13 protein-coding genes are annotated in these 15,313 nt (G+C 67.0%); 6 read left to right on the top strand and 7 right to left on the bottom strand.

Annotation, left to right across the window (positions count from 1 at the left end):
- Positions 1-53: 53 nt before the first annotated feature.
- Positions 54-938 carry a methylisocitrate lyase gene (prpB, locus tag ABD017_RS01545; protein WP_343879473.1) on the bottom strand — a complete coding sequence of 295 codons (885 nt, stop codon included), beginning with the start codon at positions 936-938 and terminating at the stop codon, positions 54-56.
- A gap of 167 nt (positions 939-1,105) precedes the next feature.
- Here prpB and ahpC point away from each other — a divergent pair, with 167 nt between their 5' ends.
- The gene (gene ahpC, locus ABD017_RS01540; protein WP_343879471.1) at positions 1,106-1,669 is read left to right on the top strand and encodes an alkyl hydroperoxide reductase subunit C; all 564 of its coding nucleotides are present in this window, start codon (positions 1,106-1,108) and stop codon (positions 1,667-1,669) included.
- 121 nt (positions 1,670-1,790) lie between these two features.
- On the top strand, positions 1,791-3,380 hold the full coding sequence (gene ahpF / locus ABD017_RS01535) for an alkyl hydroperoxide reductase subunit F (RefSeq protein WP_343879469.1): 1,590 nt from the start codon (positions 1,791-1,793) through the stop codon (positions 3,378-3,380).
- A gap of 137 nt (positions 3,381-3,517) precedes the next feature.
- On the opposite strand, the gene ABD017_RS01530 is transcribed toward ahpF, so the two are convergent.
- From ABD017_RS01530 to ABD017_RS01515, 4 genes are all read right to left on the bottom strand, one after another.
- On the bottom strand, positions 3,518-4,501 hold the full coding sequence (locus ABD017_RS01530; RefSeq protein ID WP_343879467.1) for a malate dehydrogenase: 984 nt from the start codon (positions 4,499-4,501) through the stop codon (positions 3,518-3,520).
- 170 nt (positions 4,502-4,671) lie between these two features.
- Positions 4,672-5,181: a peptidylprolyl isomerase gene (locus tag ABD017_RS01525; protein WP_343879465.1), complete on the bottom strand. Its 510-nt coding sequence runs from the start codon at positions 5,179-5,181 to the stop codon at positions 4,672-4,674.
- Positions 5,182-5,362: 181 nt separating this feature from the next.
- Entirely contained in the window at positions 5,363-6,421 is a 1,059-nt protein-coding gene (locus ABD017_RS01520) for a Gfo/Idh/MocA family oxidoreductase (protein WP_343879463.1), read from the bottom strand.
- Between the two features lie 172 nt (positions 6,422-6,593).
- A complete protein-coding gene (locus tag ABD017_RS01515) occupies positions 6,594-6,866 on the bottom strand; it encodes a 2-hydroxyacyl-CoA dehydratase (RefSeq protein ID WP_343879461.1) in 273 nt (90 codons plus the stop codon).
- Between the two features lie 154 nt (positions 6,867-7,020).
- Between ABD017_RS01515 and ABD017_RS01510 the strand changes: the two genes are divergently transcribed.
- Positions 7,021-7,683 carry a YajG family lipoprotein gene (locus ABD017_RS01510; protein ID WP_343879459.1) on the top strand — a complete coding sequence of 221 codons (663 nt, stop codon included), beginning with the start codon at positions 7,021-7,023 and terminating at the stop codon, positions 7,681-7,683.
- Positions 7,684-7,770: 87 nt separating this feature from the next.
- On the opposite strand, the gene ABD017_RS01505 is transcribed toward ABD017_RS01510, so the two are convergent.
- Complete coding sequence (locus tag ABD017_RS01505; protein WP_343879457.1) at positions 7,771-9,612, bottom strand: ABC transporter ATP-binding protein; 1,842 nt, start codon at positions 9,610-9,612, stop codon at positions 7,771-7,773.
- Positions 9,613-9,759: 147 nt separating this feature from the next.
- On the opposite strand from ABD017_RS01505, the gene ABD017_RS01500 reads away from it, so the two are divergent.
- The 3 genes from ABD017_RS01500 (at position 9,760) to ABD017_RS01490 (ending at position 13,581) form a co-directional block, all read left to right on the top strand.
- On the top strand, positions 9,760-12,171 hold the full coding sequence (locus ABD017_RS01500) for a DUF3772 domain-containing protein (protein ID WP_343879455.1): 2,412 nt from the start codon (positions 9,760-9,762) through the stop codon (positions 12,169-12,171).
- A 41-nt stretch (positions 12,172-12,212) separates the two neighbouring features.
- A complete protein-coding gene (locus tag ABD017_RS01495; protein ID WP_343879453.1) occupies positions 12,213-13,028 on the top strand; it encodes a helix-turn-helix domain-containing protein in 816 nt (271 codons plus the stop codon).
- A 133-nt stretch (positions 13,029-13,161) separates the two neighbouring features.
- Positions 13,162-13,581 (top strand): VOC family protein, encoded by a 420-nt coding sequence (locus tag ABD017_RS01490; RefSeq protein WP_343879451.1) that lies wholly within the window; start codon positions 13,162-13,164, stop codon positions 13,579-13,581.
- A gap of 75 nt (positions 13,582-13,656) precedes the next feature.
- On the opposite strand, the gene ABD017_RS01485 is transcribed toward ABD017_RS01490, so the two are convergent.
- Complete coding sequence (locus ABD017_RS01485) at positions 13,657-15,303, bottom strand: alpha/beta hydrolase (RefSeq protein ID WP_343879449.1); 1,647 nt, start codon at positions 15,301-15,303, stop codon at positions 13,657-13,659.
- Between the last annotated feature and the right edge of the window lie 10 nt (positions 15,304-15,313).

Genomic DNA, 15,313 nt, shown 5'->3' with positions numbered 1-15,313 from the left:
GAAATGCTTCGGCGAAGAGCTTCGCGCACAGGGTGCGCTCCTGCGGGGTGTAATCAGTTCTTCTTGGAGAACAGCGCGTCCAGCTTGTCCTCGTAGGCGTGATAGTCGAGGAAGTCGTACAGTTCCTCGCGTGTCTGCAAGCTGTCGACGATGTTTTTCTGGGTGCCCTCGCGGCGCACGGTTTCGTAGAAATTCAGCGCGGCCTTGTTCATCGCGCGATAGGCACCGCAGCAATACAGCGCGATGTCCACGTCGGCCCCGCGCAGCTCGTCGGTGGTGAAGAACGGCGTGCTGCCGAATTCGGTGAGGTTGGCCAAGATGGGTACCTTCACCGCGGCCTTGAAGCGGCGGTACTCGTCCAGCGTCTTCATCGCCTCGGGAAAGATCATGTCGGCGCCGGCCTCGACATAGGCGCAGGCGCGGTCGATCGCCGCGTCGATGCCCTCGACCGCCGCCGCGTCGGTGCGCGCCATGATCACGAAACCCGGCTCGATGCGCGCATCCACCGCGGCCTTGACCCGATCGACCATTTCCGCCTGGCTCACCACCTCCTTGCCGGGGCGATGGCCGCAACGCTTCTGGCCCACCTGGTCTTCCATGTGCACGGCGGCGACGCCGGCCTGCACGAAGCTGCGGATGGTGCGGGCGATGTTGAACGCGCCGCCCCAGCCGGTATCGATGTCCACCAGCAGCGGCATGCCGGTGGCGTCCACGATGCGGCGCGCGTCGATCAGCACGTCTTCCATGCTGCTGATGCCCAGGTCCGGCACCCCCAGCGAATTGGCGGCCACGCCGCCGCCGGACAGGTAAACCGCCTTGAAACCCGTGCGCTGGGCCATGCGTGCCGCATACGCGGTGATCGCGCCCATCACCTGCAGCGGCCGTTCCTGCGCCACGGCGGCACGGAATCGCGCGCCGGGGGAAGCTGTCTGTGTCATGGCGCCTCCGTCAAAGCGGCAATTTTAGCCCACCGCCGTCGCGCCACCGTTCTGCAGGGCAGCATGGCGATAGCCCAAACCAATCGAACCGATGCCGACAATCAATTAGATAGATCATTCCAGACGTCGTATCTTAGGACTCACCTTCACCAACGAGGATGCTCCCGATGTCCCTGATCAACACCGAAATCAAACCTTTCAAGGCGCAGGCTCTGAAGAACGGCAAGTTCATCGAGGTGAGCGACGCCGACCTGAAGGGCAAGTGGTCCGTGGTGTTCTTCTACCCCGCCGACTTCACCTTCGTCTGCCCCACCGAGCTCGAGGACCTGGCCGACAACTACGCCGAGTTCCAGAAGCTGGGCGTTGAGATCTACAGCGTCTCCACCGATACCCACTTCGCGCACAAGGCGTGGCACGACACCTCCGACGCGGTGAAGAAGATCAACTACACCATGGTCGGCGACCCCACCCACCAGATCTCGCGCAACTTCGACGTGCTGATCGAGGCCGACGGCATCGCCGATCGCGGCACCTTCGTGATCGACCCGGCGGGCAAGATCCAGATCGTCGAGATCAACGCCGGCGGCATCGGCCGCGACGCGTCGGAACTGCTGCGCAAGGTCAAGGCCGCCCAGTACGTCGCCGCCCATCCGAACGAGGTCTGCCCGGCCAAGTGGAAGGAAGGCGAAAAGACCCTGGCGCCGTCGCTGGACCTGGTCGGCAAGATCTAAAAGCCGCCCGATCGGACCCGGCGTTCTGCCGGGTCCGTCTACCGAAACACCGCACAAGACGACGCCCGGGTCCGCCCGGGTGCCCGTTGCGCTCACCCCGAAAAAACCCACGGAGTCCGTCATGTTGGATGCCAATCTCAATGCCCAGTTGAAGGCCTATCTGGAAAAGGTCACGCAGCCGATCGAGATCGTTGCGTCCCTGGACGACAGCGCCAAATCCGCCGAATTGAACGAGCTGCTCGAGGAAATCGCCTCGCTGTCGGACAAGATCAGCCTGCGCCGCGACGACAGCGAAGCGCGCAAGCCGTCCTTCGCGATCAACCGCCTCGGCACCGACATCGGCGTGCGCTTTGCCGGGATCCCGATGGGCCACGAATTCACCTCGCTCGTGCTCGCCCTGCTGCAGGTCGGCGGCCATCCGTCCAAGACTGCGGCGGACGTGATCGAGCAGGTGCGCAACCTCGATGGCGAATACCGCTTCGAGACCTATTTCTCGCTGTCCTGCCAGAACTGCCCCGACGTGGTGCAGGCGCTGAACCTGATGAGCGTGCTGAACCCGAACATCCGGCACGTGGCCATCGACGGCGCGCTGTACCAGGACGAGGTCGAAGAGCGCCAGGTGATGTCGGTGCCCACCGTGTTCCTCAACGGCGAGCTGTTCGACCAGGGCCGCATGAGCCTGGAGCAGATCGTGGCGAAGATCGACACCGGCTCCAGCGCCCGCGAAGCGGAAAAGATCAAGGCCAAGGGCGCGTTCGACGTGCTGGTGGTCGGCGGCGGCCCGGCCGGCGCCGCAGCCGCGATCTATGCCGCGCGCAAGGGCATCCGCACCGGCGTGGCGGCCGAGCGTTTCGGCGGACAGGTGCTGGACACGATGGCGATCGAGAACTTCATCTCGGTGCCATACACCGAAGGCCCGAAGATGGCGGCGGCACTGGAACAGCACGTGCACGAATACGACGTCGACGTGATGAACCTGCAGCGCGCCGAGAAACTGGTGCCGGCCAGCGATGCCACCCATGGCCTGGTCGAGGTGCAGCTGGCCAACGGCGCCACGCTGAAATCGAAGACGGTGATCCTCTCCACCGGCGCACGCTGGCGCCAGATGGGCGTGCCCGGCGAAGAGCAGTACCGCAACAAGGGCGTGGCCTATTGCCCGCATTGCGACGGCCCGCTGTTCAAGGGCAAGCGCGTGGCGGTGATCGGCGGCGGCAATTCCGGCGTGGAAGCGGCGATCGACCTGGCCGGCATCGTGGCCCACGTCACCCTGATCGAGTTCGACAGCAAGCTGCGTGCGGACGACGTCCTGCAGCGCAAGCTGCGCAGTTTGCCCAACGTGGACATCATCGTCAGTGCGTTGAGCACCGAGGTGCTGGGCGATGGCCAGAAGGTCAGCGCTCTGGTCTACAAGGACCGCGTCAGCGAGCAGATGCACACGATCGAGCTGGAAGGCATCTTCGTGCAGATCGGCCTGCTGCCGAACACCGAGTGGCTGAAGGGCACGCTGGAGCTGTCCCCGCGCGGCGAGATCGTCATCGACGAACGCGGCCAGACCTCGCTGCCCGGCGTGTTTGCCGCCGGCGACGCCACCACCGTGCCGTACAAGCAGATCGTGATCGCGATGGGCGCCGGTTCCACCGCCGCGCTGAGCGCGTTCGACCACCTGATCCGCACGTCGGCTCCGGCGGAAAAACAAGCCGTCGCCGCGTGAACCTGTAGGAGCGCACCCTGTGCGCGATGCTCTTGGCAAGACGACGAAAAGCATCGCGCACAGGGTGCGCGCCTACAGTCAGCACACACAAGAAAGCCGGCGAAAGCCGGCTTTCTTGTGTCACATGGACCTGCCGCTCATTTCGCGAACAGGTGCTCCACGCCAGCGCGCTCCTCGCGCAGTTCCTTGGCGGTGGCGTCCATGCGGGCGCGGGCGAAATCGCTGATCGACAGACCCTGCACGATCTCGTACTTGCCGTTCTTCACGGTGACCGGGTAGCCGTAGATCACGCCCGGCTCGATGCCGTACGAACCATCGGACGGAATGCCCATTGAGACCCAGTCGCCCTCGGCCGTGCCCAGCGCCCAGTTGCGCATGTGGTCGATCGCCGCCGATGCCGCCGACGCGGCGGACGAGGCGCCGCGCGCCTTGATGATGGCCGCGCCACGCTGCTGCACGGTGGGGATGAAGTCGCCCTCGTACCAGGCCTGGTCGACCAGCTCCAGCGCCGGCTTGCCGTCGACGGTGGTGTGCGACAGGTCGGGGAACTGGGTGGAGCTGTGATTGCCCCAGATCGTCATGTGCTTGACGTCGGTGTTGTGCTTGCCGGTCTTTTCGGCCAGCTGGCTCAGCGCGCGGTTGTGGTCCAGGCGCACCATCGCGGTGAAGCATTTCGGATCGAGATCCGGCGCGTTCTGCTGCGCGATCAGCGCGTTGGTGTTGGCCGGGTTGCCCACCACCAGTACCTTGACGTCGCGCTTGGCGTGATCGTTCAGCGCCTTGCCCTGCGGCCCGAAGATGGCGCCGTTCGCCTCCAGCAGATCCTTGCGCTCCATGCCCGGGCCGCGCGGACGCGCGCCCACCAGCAGCGCGTAATCGACATCCTTGAAGGCGACGTTCAGATCGTCGGTGGCCACGATGCCGGCCAGCGTGGGGAACGCGCAATCGTTCAGCTCCATCACCACGCCCTGCAGCGCGGGCAGCGCCGGGGTGATTTCCAGCAGGTGCAGGATCACCGGCTGGTCCTTGCCCAGCATGTCGCCAGCGGCGATGCGGAAAAGCAGCGCGTAGCCGATCTGGCCGGCGGCGCCAGTGATGGCAACTCGAACGGGGGCTTTCATGAGCGATGACTCCTTGGGTGAGAGGTTCAGCGTGTGGCGGAGGCGTTTCAGGCGCAAAGCAAAGGCGCGATTTTATCACGCGGCCGTCCGGCGGCGCGATTTGGCCCGGCCAGACGGCAGAAGGCCGCCAACGATGTGGCGGCCTTCGTTTCTTTGCGTGTGGCGCGCGCTCAGCCGCGCCGGTCGAGCACCGCGTTCCATTCGGCCACGCGGTCGGACTGCGCCGCCAGCAGCGCGTCGACGTCGCCGGACACTTCCACCTTCTCGATCACGTCGCCCTGCTGCACGGCGTTGACCACCTTCTGGTCTTCCTGGTCCAGCACTTCGCCGAACACGGTGTGCTTGCCGTCCAGCCACGGCGTGGCGCCATGGGTGATGAAGAACTGGCTGCCGTTGGTGCGCGGTCCGGCATTGGCCATCGACAGCACGCCGGCCTTGTCATGGCGCAGCGACGGGTTGAACTCGTCCTCGAACTTGTAGCCCGGGCCGCCGCGGCCGCTGCCTTCGGGGCAACCGCCCTGGATCATGAAATCGGCAATCACGCGATGGAACGACAAGCCGTCGTAATAGCCGCGCCTGGCCAGGTTCACGAAATTGGCCACCGTGACCGGCGCCTTGTCGTCGTGCAGGCGCAGGTGGATCGGGCCGCGGTTGGTGGTGAAGGTGACATTGATGGTCATGGGTAATCCTTGGGGTCGGAAACGGTTGGCGCCGTGGCCATGGACGCGGAGGATCGCGAAAAAGCACGCCGCCGTGCATCGAAGCGGGCCGCCGGGGTCGCCAAGAATAACCCAGGCCCACCCGCGCAGCATGCGGCCGCGCGGGTGAAATCGGCGCGACCCATCGACGGCGGCCCCGGGATCAGTCGAGCGCGACCACGCTCTGCGTGCGGCTGCTCTGGAGCGCGGCTTCGATGATGCGCACGTTGATCAGCGTGTCGGCCAGCGCCACCGGCGCGGGGGCGCCTTCGCGCAGATGGCGGTAAACGCCGTCAAAGAACGACTGGTAGCGGCCGGCCGGCGAAGGGTAACGGCGGCGCTCGTCCTTGCCTTGCGTGCGGGTGTGCAGGATGCCGTACTCGGCCTCCGGCTCGCGCCCCCAGTCGGCCACGTTGGGCGAGATGCCCTGGTCCAGCATGTCGGCCTGCACGTCGGCGCGGGATTTCAGGAACGACCCCTCCGTGCCATGCAGCACGAACGCCGGTACCGGCTCCAGCGCCAGCAGGCTGCTCTTCAGCCGCACGGTGAACGTGCCGTACAGCAGCGTCAGGTCGAAATAATCGTTCACCACCGAACCGGGGCGGTGGGTTTGCAGCACCGCGAAGACGCTATCGGGCTTGCCGAACAGGCAGATCGCCTGGTCGATCAGATGCGGACCCAGATCGTAGATGACGCCCGTGCCCGGATGGGCGACTTCCTTGTGCGCCTTGGCGCTGAGGTTTTTCTCGTAGCGGTCGTAGTGGAATTCCGCCTCGATCAGCTGCCCCAGCAAACCCTTTTCGACCACCTCCCGCACGGCCAGGAAATCGCTGTCCCAGCGGCGGTTCTGGAACGCCACCAGCTTGCGCTGCTGCCGCGCGGCCAGCTCGACCATCTCGGCGGCCTGCGCGGAGGTCACCGAAAAGGGCTTCTCCACCACCACGTGCTTGCCGGCCAGCAGCGCCATCCGCACGTGGTCGAAATGATCCACGTTGGGCGTGTTCACCACGACCAGTTCGATGGCCGGGTCCGCCAGCATGGTCTCGATCGAATCGTACGAGCGGATGTCGGGATACGTGCTCGCCACGCGCTTGGTGTGGCGCTCCACCACGGCGTGCAGCGAAAACTCGTCCATCGCATGCAGGAACGGCGCCTGGAACATCCGGCCCGACATGCCGAACGCGCACAGGCCGGTGACGATGGGGCGTTTGTTTTCGGCCATGGTGTGTCTCCGTGGGTGGTGTTTTTGTTCGGCGTGGAAAGGCGCCCTCATCCGCCCTGTCGGGCACCTTCTCCCGCAAGCGGGAGAAGGGAACTGGATGTTTCGAAGAGTCCAGTCGCTTCCTTCCCCCGCAAGCGGGGGAAGGTGCCCGACAGGGCGGATGGGGGCGCTCTCAGTCCGCCGCCAACGACTTCCTGCGCCGCGGAGGCTTGGCCTCGCGGGCGGCAATCAGCTGCTGCAGATACGCGATGCCCTCCTCCTCGGGGAAGAACGCCACCACGTCGGCCACGGTCAGGCCATAGCGCTTGCGCAGGGACAGGAAATCCGCCCTGGCATTGGCAAGTCGCTGATCGGCCACGGGGACATCAGCGGGAAGGTGCTCCTTGCGATCGATGGCGGCGAGTTCCTCCTGGAAGCGCCGGAATGCATCGTGGGGGACGGTCATGGAACTCGGGTAGCGCGTGAGAAGGTCAACATTATCGCATGCCGTGCCACGTCTATCCGCGGCCACGATGCGTATCCGCTTTCCTTTCCTCGCAACATTTGCGACAACTTGATGTTCCACTCAAGCACACAATGATCTTTACAGGGGAAATCGCATGAAGCATCTCGTCCACGGCCTGATCGCCGCCTTTATCCTTGCCCTGACCTCCGGCTGTGCAACAACGCGCACCACTATGTCGCTCGACGTCCCTGCTCCCGGGTCGGCCGTAGTCAGCGGCGGAAAACCGGTTGTCATCGACGCAGTCCGAGACGTGCGCGTGTTCGAGATCGACCCGGCAAACCCAAGCACGCCCTCCCTGAAGAAAGGCGCCAGCTATGCGCTGGACGCTACACAGCGCAAGCAAGCCATTGCGCGCAAGCGTGGGGGCTTCGGCAAAGCCTTCGGCGACATCCTGCTCCCGCCGGGCGAAAACGTGGAGTCACTCACACGTCAATTGCTGACCAACGCATTGGCCAGCCGCGGTTATAGCGTCCTGGATGCGGCCAACGCCCCGGCGGATGCGCCCCATGTGAGCGTCGACATACGCGAGTTCTGGGCCTGGTTCACGCCCGGCTTCTGGGCCGCCAGCATCGAAGCCAAGCTGGACACCCTGCTGAAAATCGACAGCCCGCAAGGCCAGCGGCAAGTTGCGGTGAAAGGATATGGCCGCAACTCCATTCAGGTCGCCCGTGAAGCCAACTGGCAATTGGCCTACCAACGCGCGTTCGAGGATTACCTGAAGCAGTTCGCCGAGGCTGCTACCAACAATGGGCTGTAGCTATCGCCTCGCGCGTCCAGCGTTCCGGTGACCTAAACCCGAACCAAGTGGCGTAAGGGGGCGCCAGGCCTCACCTGATCGCGTCCCTCAGCTCGCCGCATCCTCCGCCGCCACAAACCCGCCGGTCTGTCGCCGCCAAAGCCGTGCGTACAAACCCTCGCGCGCGATCAACTCAGCGTGCGTGCCGCTTTCCACGATCACGCCCTTGTCCAGCACGACGAGCCGGTCCATGCGGGCGATGGTGGACAGGCGGTGGGCGATGGCGATCACGGTCTTGCCCTGCATCAGCAGGTCGAGGCTGTCCTGGATGGCCGCTTCGGCTTCGGAATCGAGCGCGCTGGTGGCTTCGTCCAGCACCAGGATCGGCGCGTCCTTCAGCAGCACGCGGGCGATGGCGATGCGCTGGCGCTGGCCGCCGGAGAGTTTCACGCCGCGCTCGCCCACCAGCGCGTCGTAGCCGGTGCGGCCTTCGCCGTCGGCGAGCGTGGGGATGAACGCGTCGGCGCGCGCCTTGTGCACGGCGGCCGCAACCTGTGCGTCGCTGGCGTCCGGACGTCCATACAGGATGTTGTCGCGGATCGAGCGGTGCAGCAGCGAGGTGTCCTGGGTCACCACGCCGATCTGCGAGCGCAGGCTTTCCTGGGTGACGTGGGCAATGTCCTGGCCGTCGATCAGGATGCGCCCGGATTCCAGGTCGTACAGCCGCAGCAGCACGTTGACCAGGGTGGATTTGCCCGCGCCCGAGGGGCCGACCACGCCGATCTTCTCGCCAGCGCGCACGTCCAGGTCGAGCCCCGCGATCACGCCACCGCGCTTGCCGTAGTGGAAATGGATGTGCTCGAAGCGCACCGCGCCGTTGACCACTTCCAGCGGCATCGCGCCTTCGCGGTCCTGCACCGTGCGCGGTTGCGAGATGGTGGTGATGCCGTCCTGCACGGTGCCCACATCCTCGAAGATGCCGTTGACCACCCACATGATCCAGCCGGACATGTTGTTGATGCGGATCACCAGCCCGGTCGACAGCGCGATCGCGCCCACCGTCACCCGCCCCTCGCTCCACAGCCACAGCCCCAGTGCCGAGGTGCCCACGATCAGCAGACCGTTGAGCGTGGTGATGCTGGCGTCCATCGCGGTGGTGATGCGGGTCATGCGGCGCACCTTGTGGGTCTGCTCGGCCATCGCATCGGCCACGTACGCCTCTTCGCGTCGCGTATGCGCAAACAGCTTCAGCGTGGCGATGTTGCTGTAGCCATCCACGATGCGGCCCATCAGCTTCGAGCGCGCCTCCGATGCCAGCCACGAGCGCTGCTTGATGCGCGGGATGAAGAACACCAGCAGCCCGACATACGCGAACACCCACGCGAACAACGGCAGTGCCAGCCACAGGTCGGCCTGGGCGAACAGCACGATGGCGCTGCCGGTGTAGATCACCACGTACCAGATCGCATCGACGATCTGCACCGCCGAGGCGCGCAGCGCGCTGCCGGTCTGCATGATGCGGTTGGCGATGCGGCCGGCGAAATCGTTCTGGAAAAACGCCAGGCTCTGCCGGATCACGTAGCGATGGTTCTGCCAGCGGATGCGGTTGGTGAGGCTGGGCACGATCGCCTGGTTCACCAGCAGGTCGTGCGTGCTGTTGAGCAGTGGCCGCGCCACCAGCGCCACGAACGCCATGCCCAGCAACTCCATGCCGTGCGCGCGGAAAAACTCCGCCGGGCTGCCCTGCGCCAGGTCCACCAGCCGTCCGATGAAGCCAAACAGGGCCACTTCGACGATGGCCACGCCAAAACCCACCACCACCGCCGCCGCGAACACCGGCCAGGCCTGGCGCAGATAGAACAGGTAGAAGCGCCGCACCGACGTCGGCGGCATCGCGTCGACCGGCTCCTTGAACGCGTCGATCAGGGATTCGAACCAGCGGAAGATCATGGGGGACGCAGCAAGCGGGGGATGGGATAACTTGCGTGCCGGCGCCGGGTTTCGCAAGGGGCCTGTACATGAACGTCAGCCGCTGCGATCGTCGCCAATCCGACAGCTGCGATTGACCGCCCGCGGCGGCGCTCCGATCATGCGCGGATGCCTATCCTGCTTCGCTGTTTCCTGGTTCTGCTGCTGAGCATCGGCAGCAGTGTTTCGCTTGCCCAGGCCAGCGGCCCATCGCCGAACGCCAGCGCGCCCGCCGCCACGCCCGCGCAAACGCTGGATCAGCTCGGCGGTCAATTGGACGACGTGCGGGCGGAGCTCAAGCGCAACACCGGCAACCCGCCGCTGGCCGACCTGCGCGCCACCGCCCTGGGCGTGCAGGACCAGGCGCGCCAGCTGGCCGCGAGCCTGGCCCCGCAGATGGCGGCCTTGCAGGCACAGCTGACCGTGCTGGGGCCGGTGCCAGCCAGCGGCGCGCCGCCCGAGGCGTCGGAGGTGGCCGCCCAGCGGCGGCAGCTGGATCGGGCGCAATCCAACCTCGACGCGCAGATCAAACAGGCGCAGTTGCTGGGCCAGAACGCGTTGCAGCTGGCCGCGCAGATCAGCGGCATGCGCAACGACCAGTTCCAGGCGAAGCTCGCCTCGCGCACGGCCACGCCGTTCAGCCGCGCATTCTGGGTCGACCCGGCGCGCACGTTGCCGGGCGATCTGCAGCGGCTCAAGCGGCTGGGCACCCGATTGGCGAACGCGTGGGGCGAGGCCTGGCAGCCACCGAACCGGCAGCCCTTGCTGCTGTGCCTGATCGGGGCGGTATTGCTGCTGGGCGGTGGCCGCTGGGCATTGGAGCGTGCGCTGCTGGAGCTGGCCAAGCGCCATGTTCCGGACGGCCATCTGCGGCGCAGCGCGATGGCCGTGGCGGTGGCGCTGACCGCCGTCCTGACCACCGGCCTGGCCGCGCAATTGCTGTACCTGGGCCTGAACTGGAACGACATCCTCGACGACGACACCGCCGCGCTGGCCCACGCCACGGTGCGGCTGGTCTGCTTTGCGGCCTACGTGGTGGGACTGGGGCGTGCGCTGCTGTCGGTGCGGCGCCCGTCCTGGCGGCTGCCGGCCATAACCGACCTGGTGGCGCAATGCCTGCGCCCGTTTCCGTGGTGGCTGGGGGCGGCGGCGCTGCTGTTTGGCGTGTTCGACCGCACCAGCCGCACGATCGGCACCAGCCTGCCCGCCACGGTGGCCGCCCGCGGCCTGTTTGCGCTGGTCGTCAGCGGCTTGATCGGCATGGCGCTGGCGCGGATGCACCGCACGCGGCTGGCGTCGGCCCGCAGCGGCACCGAACCGCTGCATCGCCCCGTGTGGGTGGGCATCCTGACGGCGGCCGCCACGCTGGCGGTGGTGCTCAGCTGGCTGGCGGTGGCCACCGGCTTCATTGCGCTGGCGTTTTTCCTGGCCGGGCAGATGCTGTGGGTGGGCGTGATCGTGGCGTCCACCTATCTGCTGGTCCACCTGCTGACCGACCTGGTCACCGCGGCGCTGGCGCCGCAGGGGCGCGGCGGGCAACGCCTGCAGACCACGTTCGACCTGCAGCCGCACACGCTGGAGCAGACGGTGATCGTGCTCAACGGCGTATTGCGGGTGACCCTGGTGCTGCTGGCGCTGGCCACCGTGCTGACCCCGTTCGGCGCGGGCCCCGGCGACCTGATGAACAGCGCGCGGCAGACGTTCGGCAACCTCAAGCTGGGCGACCTGGCGATCGACCCGGGCAGCATCCTCGGCGCCGCGCTGGTGTGCGCGATCGGCTTCTACATGCTGCGCAGGCTCAAGTGCTGGCTGCGCGACAAGCTGCTGCCCGCCTCCACCATGGAGCGCGGCATGCAGGAGTCGCTGGTCACCCTGCTCGGCTACCTGGGCGGCACGCTGGTCTTCGTGCTGACGCTGGCGGCGCTGCATGTGGACCTGAAAAGCATCGCCTGGATCGTCAGCGCCTTGTCGGTGGGCATCGGTTTCGGCCTGCAGGCGATCGTGCAGAATTTCATCTCCGGCCTGATCCTGCTGGTGGAGCGGCCGGTGAAGGTGGGCGACTGGGTGAGCCTGTCGTCCGACGTCGAAGGCGACATCCAGCGCATCAACGTGCGCGCCACCGAAATCCGCATGGGCGACCGCTCCACCGTGATCGTGCCCAACTCGCAGCTGATCACCCAGAACGTGCGCAACGTGACGCTAGGTGGCGCCCAGGGCCGCGTGCAGATCGTGCTGCCGCTGCCGCTGGATGCGGATGCGGGCAAGGTGCGGTCGCTGGTGCTGGAGGTGCTGCAGGCGCACCCCGCCACGCTGGAGTCGCCGGCCCCGGTGGTGCAGTTGTCCGGCATCGATGCCGCCTCGATGACGTTCAGCTGCACGGCCTACGTCAACAGCCCGCGCGACGTGGGCAACGTGAAAAGCGACCTGCTGTTCGAACTGCTCGACCGCCTGCGCGAAGCCGGACTGCAGCTGGTGCGCACGCAAAGCATGCTGGTACGCACGCTGCCGCCGCCGGCGGCGGACGACGAACGCACCGGCTGACCCGGCACGCCAGACGGCCGCGCATCCACGGAGACACGCCGATGGGATTCCTGCAGCACCTGCCCGGACCACCGCTGGACAAGCTGATCGCCAAGGTGTGGGACTGGGACATGCCGCCCGCCGCCCACCACCTCGAGCGCGTGCTGCCCCAACCCGGCGCGCAGCTCATCATCAACCTGCACGAGGACGAAACCCGCGTCTACACCGACGACGCGCAGCGGCGCTGCATCCGCTCGTCCGCCTGCGTGCTCGGCGGACCCACCCTGCGCAGCGAGATCATCGACACCGCCGAGCAGATCCGCGTGATGGGCGTGGTCTTCCGACCCGGCGGCGCCCATGCGCTGACCGGCGAGGACGCCACCATGCTGATCGGGCGGGACATCGACCTGGGCGACCTGTTCGGCCGCGCCGCGCCGCTGCTGCGCGAGCAGCTGCTGGAAACCCCCGAACCGCGCGAGCGCCTGCGCCTGCTGACCGGCTGGCTGGTGCAGCGGATGCGCAGCACGGCCCTGCACCCGGCCATCGCCTACGCGCTGGGCCGCCTGGCCGATCCGCCGCAGGTGCGGCGCATCGCGCCGCTGGTGCGCGAGACCGGCTTGTCCGAGCGCCGCTTCGGCACGCTGTTCCAGCGCCAGGTGGGGATGCGCCCCAAGCACTACACGCGACTGCTGCGTTTTCGCGCGGTGGTGGACCACGCCGCCGCGCAGCCCACGGTGAGCTGGTGCCAGGTGGCGGCCGACGGCGGGTATGCCGACCAGGCCCATCTGACTCACGAATTTCGCCAGTTCGCCGGCGTCACGCCGAGTGCCTTCATGGCCGCGCGCGGCCCCTACTCGAACCACCTGCCGCTCGACTGAGCGACGGAAATCTACAAGACCGCCACGCCTCACGGGACTAGTCTGGCCCGCGTCCCCGCAACGGGACCGCGCCGTTGTCCGCAAGGCGGGCCCGGCAACCACCACCCTGCGAGATGCCCACCACGGAGCCCCCATGAAACAGTCCGGCGGCAGCACCATCATCCCTTGCCTGCGCTATCGCGATCCCCACGCGGCGATCGACTGGCTGTGCCAGGCCTTCGGTTTCGAACGGCATGCGGTCTACGAGAACGACGCCGGCGAGGTCGAGCACGCGCAGCTCGCCTACGGCCACGGCATGATCATGCTCGGCGCGGTGCGCGACAACGAGTTCGGCCGGCACATCGCGCAACCGGACGAGATCGGCGGGCGCGAAACCCAGTGCGCCTGCGTGACCGTGACCGATTGCAAGGCCCATTACGAGCGAGCCAAGGCAGCCGGCGCGTTGATCGTCGACGACTACGCCGAAAAGGACTACGGCGGCGCGGGCTACAGCTGCCACGACCCGGAAGGCCACCTTTGGTACATCGGCAGCTACGACCCATGGCAGCCGTAGGGCGGTCGCCGCCCGCCGCTCTGCTTCGGTGCGAAGAGCTGGCGGGCAGTGCCCGCCCTGCAACGCGACGGAAGATCAGGGTGCGGCGGCGGGCTTCAGCTTCGAATCCGGCCGCGCGATGGCATACATCGCCCAGCTGATCTGCTTGAGCAGGCCGTGGTGGTCGTTGCCGATCCAGTAGACGTTGCCGTGGGTGCGGTCGGGCAGGAAATGGAACTCCGATTTCGCGCCCAGGCCGTCGAGCACGGCCTTCAGCTTGTGCGCGGAACCGTCGAGATAGAACGTGTCGGCGGTGCCCACGTAGAGATGGATCTTGCCGTCGAGGTCGCCCTTCAGCTCCGGCCAGTGCTGCTGCAGCCGGTGCGCGATGTCGTAGTGGTCGCGCCAGTAGGCCACCACGGCCGGGTCGACGTCGCCGGTGTCGCGGTCGAACATCGGCATCGGCCGGCCGTCCTTGCCGCGCGGCGAGAACACCCAATCGAACGAGGCCAGCTGGCCGCCGTAGCTGCCCAGCACGCGTTCGAGTTTCGCGAACTGCTCGAAGGTGCCCAGTACCTTGTCGTGGTCGCGCACCAGTGGATAGGCCGAACCATCGGGCCGGCGATAGACGTTGGCGTGCGGCGCGTAGAGATCCACGCCGGTGAAATCGTGGAAGTCGCTGGGGTCCGGCGAGGTCGACCAGGTGCCGCCGAAGATCTTCGGGTAGCGCGTCTGCAGCCACAGCGTGGCCCAGCCGCCGGAGGAGTGGCCGTTGAGGAAGCGGCCGTCCGCGTCGCCATCCATGCGGTAGTGCGTTTCGAGATGCGGGATCAGCTCGGTGGTCAGCGCCTGTCCCCACGGACCGTTGTTGACCGAGTCCGCGAATTCGTGGGTGCCGGTGGGGCTGGACTCGTCCAGGAACACCCAGATCATCGGCGGCATCTGCTGCTTCGCCATCGCCGTGTAGACGGTGACGATGGGGCGGATCACGCGGTCGTTGTTGCCGCCGAAACCCTGGGTGTAATAGACGGTCGGGTAGCGCACGGCAGCCTTGGCGTCATAACCGGGCGGGGTCAGCACCCAGCCGCGCATGGGGATCGGCCGGCCCCAGAAGGCGGTCAACGAGGGACTGACGAAATCGACCAGCTGCGCATGCGGGCGTGCCGCCGCCACGCGCTCGCGCAGATCCGGCGACGCCGAATCAGGTACAGCCCACGGATCGCCTTCCGCCGGCAACACCTTGGCCAACGCCAGCGTCGGCACGCCGGCAGCGGGCAGATGCAGCTTGACCACCTCGCTGACCAGGTCGCCGGCGCCACGGCCGAGATAGTTGTAGTCGTGGTTCACGTCCAGCACGGCCTGCACCAGGTAATCGCCCGGCGGCAACCTGGACCAGGCGGCGGGATACGCCATCTCCCCGGTATCGACCTCGATCGCCTGCCCCGGCCGCCAGTGCTCCACCTCGCGCGCCGCCACGCTGGTCACGGTGCCGCTGAACGGATCGGCATCCACCGCCTCGACCGCGCCGCTCTTGCCCTGCGATTCCGCCAGCGCCGCCGCCTGGGCCGCCTTGGCATCGATCGCGAACAGCAGCAGCCGGCCCGAGGTCGGTTGCGTGCCGGGCGTAGCCAGCTCGACCCGGATGTAGTGATGGTCCAGCGCGTGGTCGTTGCGCGCCTGGGCAACGCCAACCAGCAACCCGAACGACAGCAGCACCGCCACCGCATGACGCCGATATTTCATGTCCCTTTCC

The organism is Rhodanobacter caeni, from assembly GCF_039523575.1.
Classification (GTDB): Bacteria; Pseudomonadota; Gammaproteobacteria; order Xanthomonadales; family Rhodanobacteraceae; genus Rhodanobacter; species Rhodanobacter caeni.
This window is presented reverse-complemented; position numbering and strand designations above follow the sequence as displayed.

Coding starts and splice junctions, on each gene's coding strand:
- prpB (WP_343879473.1), bottom strand. CDS start 938: ATGACACAGACAGCTTCCCCCGGCGCGCGATTCCGTGCCGCCGTGGCG.
- ahpC (WP_343879471.1), top strand. CDS start 1,106: ATGTCCCTGATCAACACCGAAATCAAACCTTTCAAGGCGCAGGCTCTG.
- ahpF (WP_343879469.1), top strand. CDS start 1,791: ATGTTGGATGCCAATCTCAATGCCCAGTTGAAGGCCTATCTGGAAAAG.
- ABD017_RS01530 (WP_343879467.1), bottom strand. CDS start 4,501: ATGAAAGCCCCCGTTCGAGTTGCCATCACTGGCGCCGCCGGCCAGATC.
- ABD017_RS01525 (WP_343879465.1), bottom strand. CDS start 5,181: ATGACCATCAATGTCACCTTCACCACCAACCGCGGCCCGATCCACCTG.
- ABD017_RS01520 (WP_343879463.1), bottom strand. CDS start 6,421: ATGGCCGAAAACAAACGCCCCATCGTCACCGGCCTGTGCGCGTTCGGC.
- ABD017_RS01515 (WP_343879461.1), bottom strand. CDS start 6,866: ATGACCGTCCCCCACGATGCATTCCGGCGCTTCCAGGAGGAACTCGCC.
- ABD017_RS01510 (WP_343879459.1), top strand. CDS start 7,021: ATGAAGCATCTCGTCCACGGCCTGATCGCCGCCTTTATCCTTGCCCTG.
- ABD017_RS01505 (WP_343879457.1), bottom strand. CDS start 9,612: ATGATCTTCCGCTGGTTCGAATCCCTGATCGACGCGTTCAAGGAGCCG.
- ABD017_RS01500 (WP_343879455.1), top strand. CDS start 9,760: ATGCCTATCCTGCTTCGCTGTTTCCTGGTTCTGCTGCTGAGCATCGGC.
- ABD017_RS01495 (WP_343879453.1), top strand. CDS start 12,213: ATGGGATTCCTGCAGCACCTGCCCGGACCACCGCTGGACAAGCTGATC.
- ABD017_RS01490 (WP_343879451.1), top strand. CDS start 13,162: ATGAAACAGTCCGGCGGCAGCACCATCATCCCTTGCCTGCGCTATCGC.
- ABD017_RS01485 (WP_343879449.1), bottom strand. CDS start 15,303: ATGAAATATCGGCGTCATGCGGTGGCGGTGCTGCTGTCGTTCGGGTTG.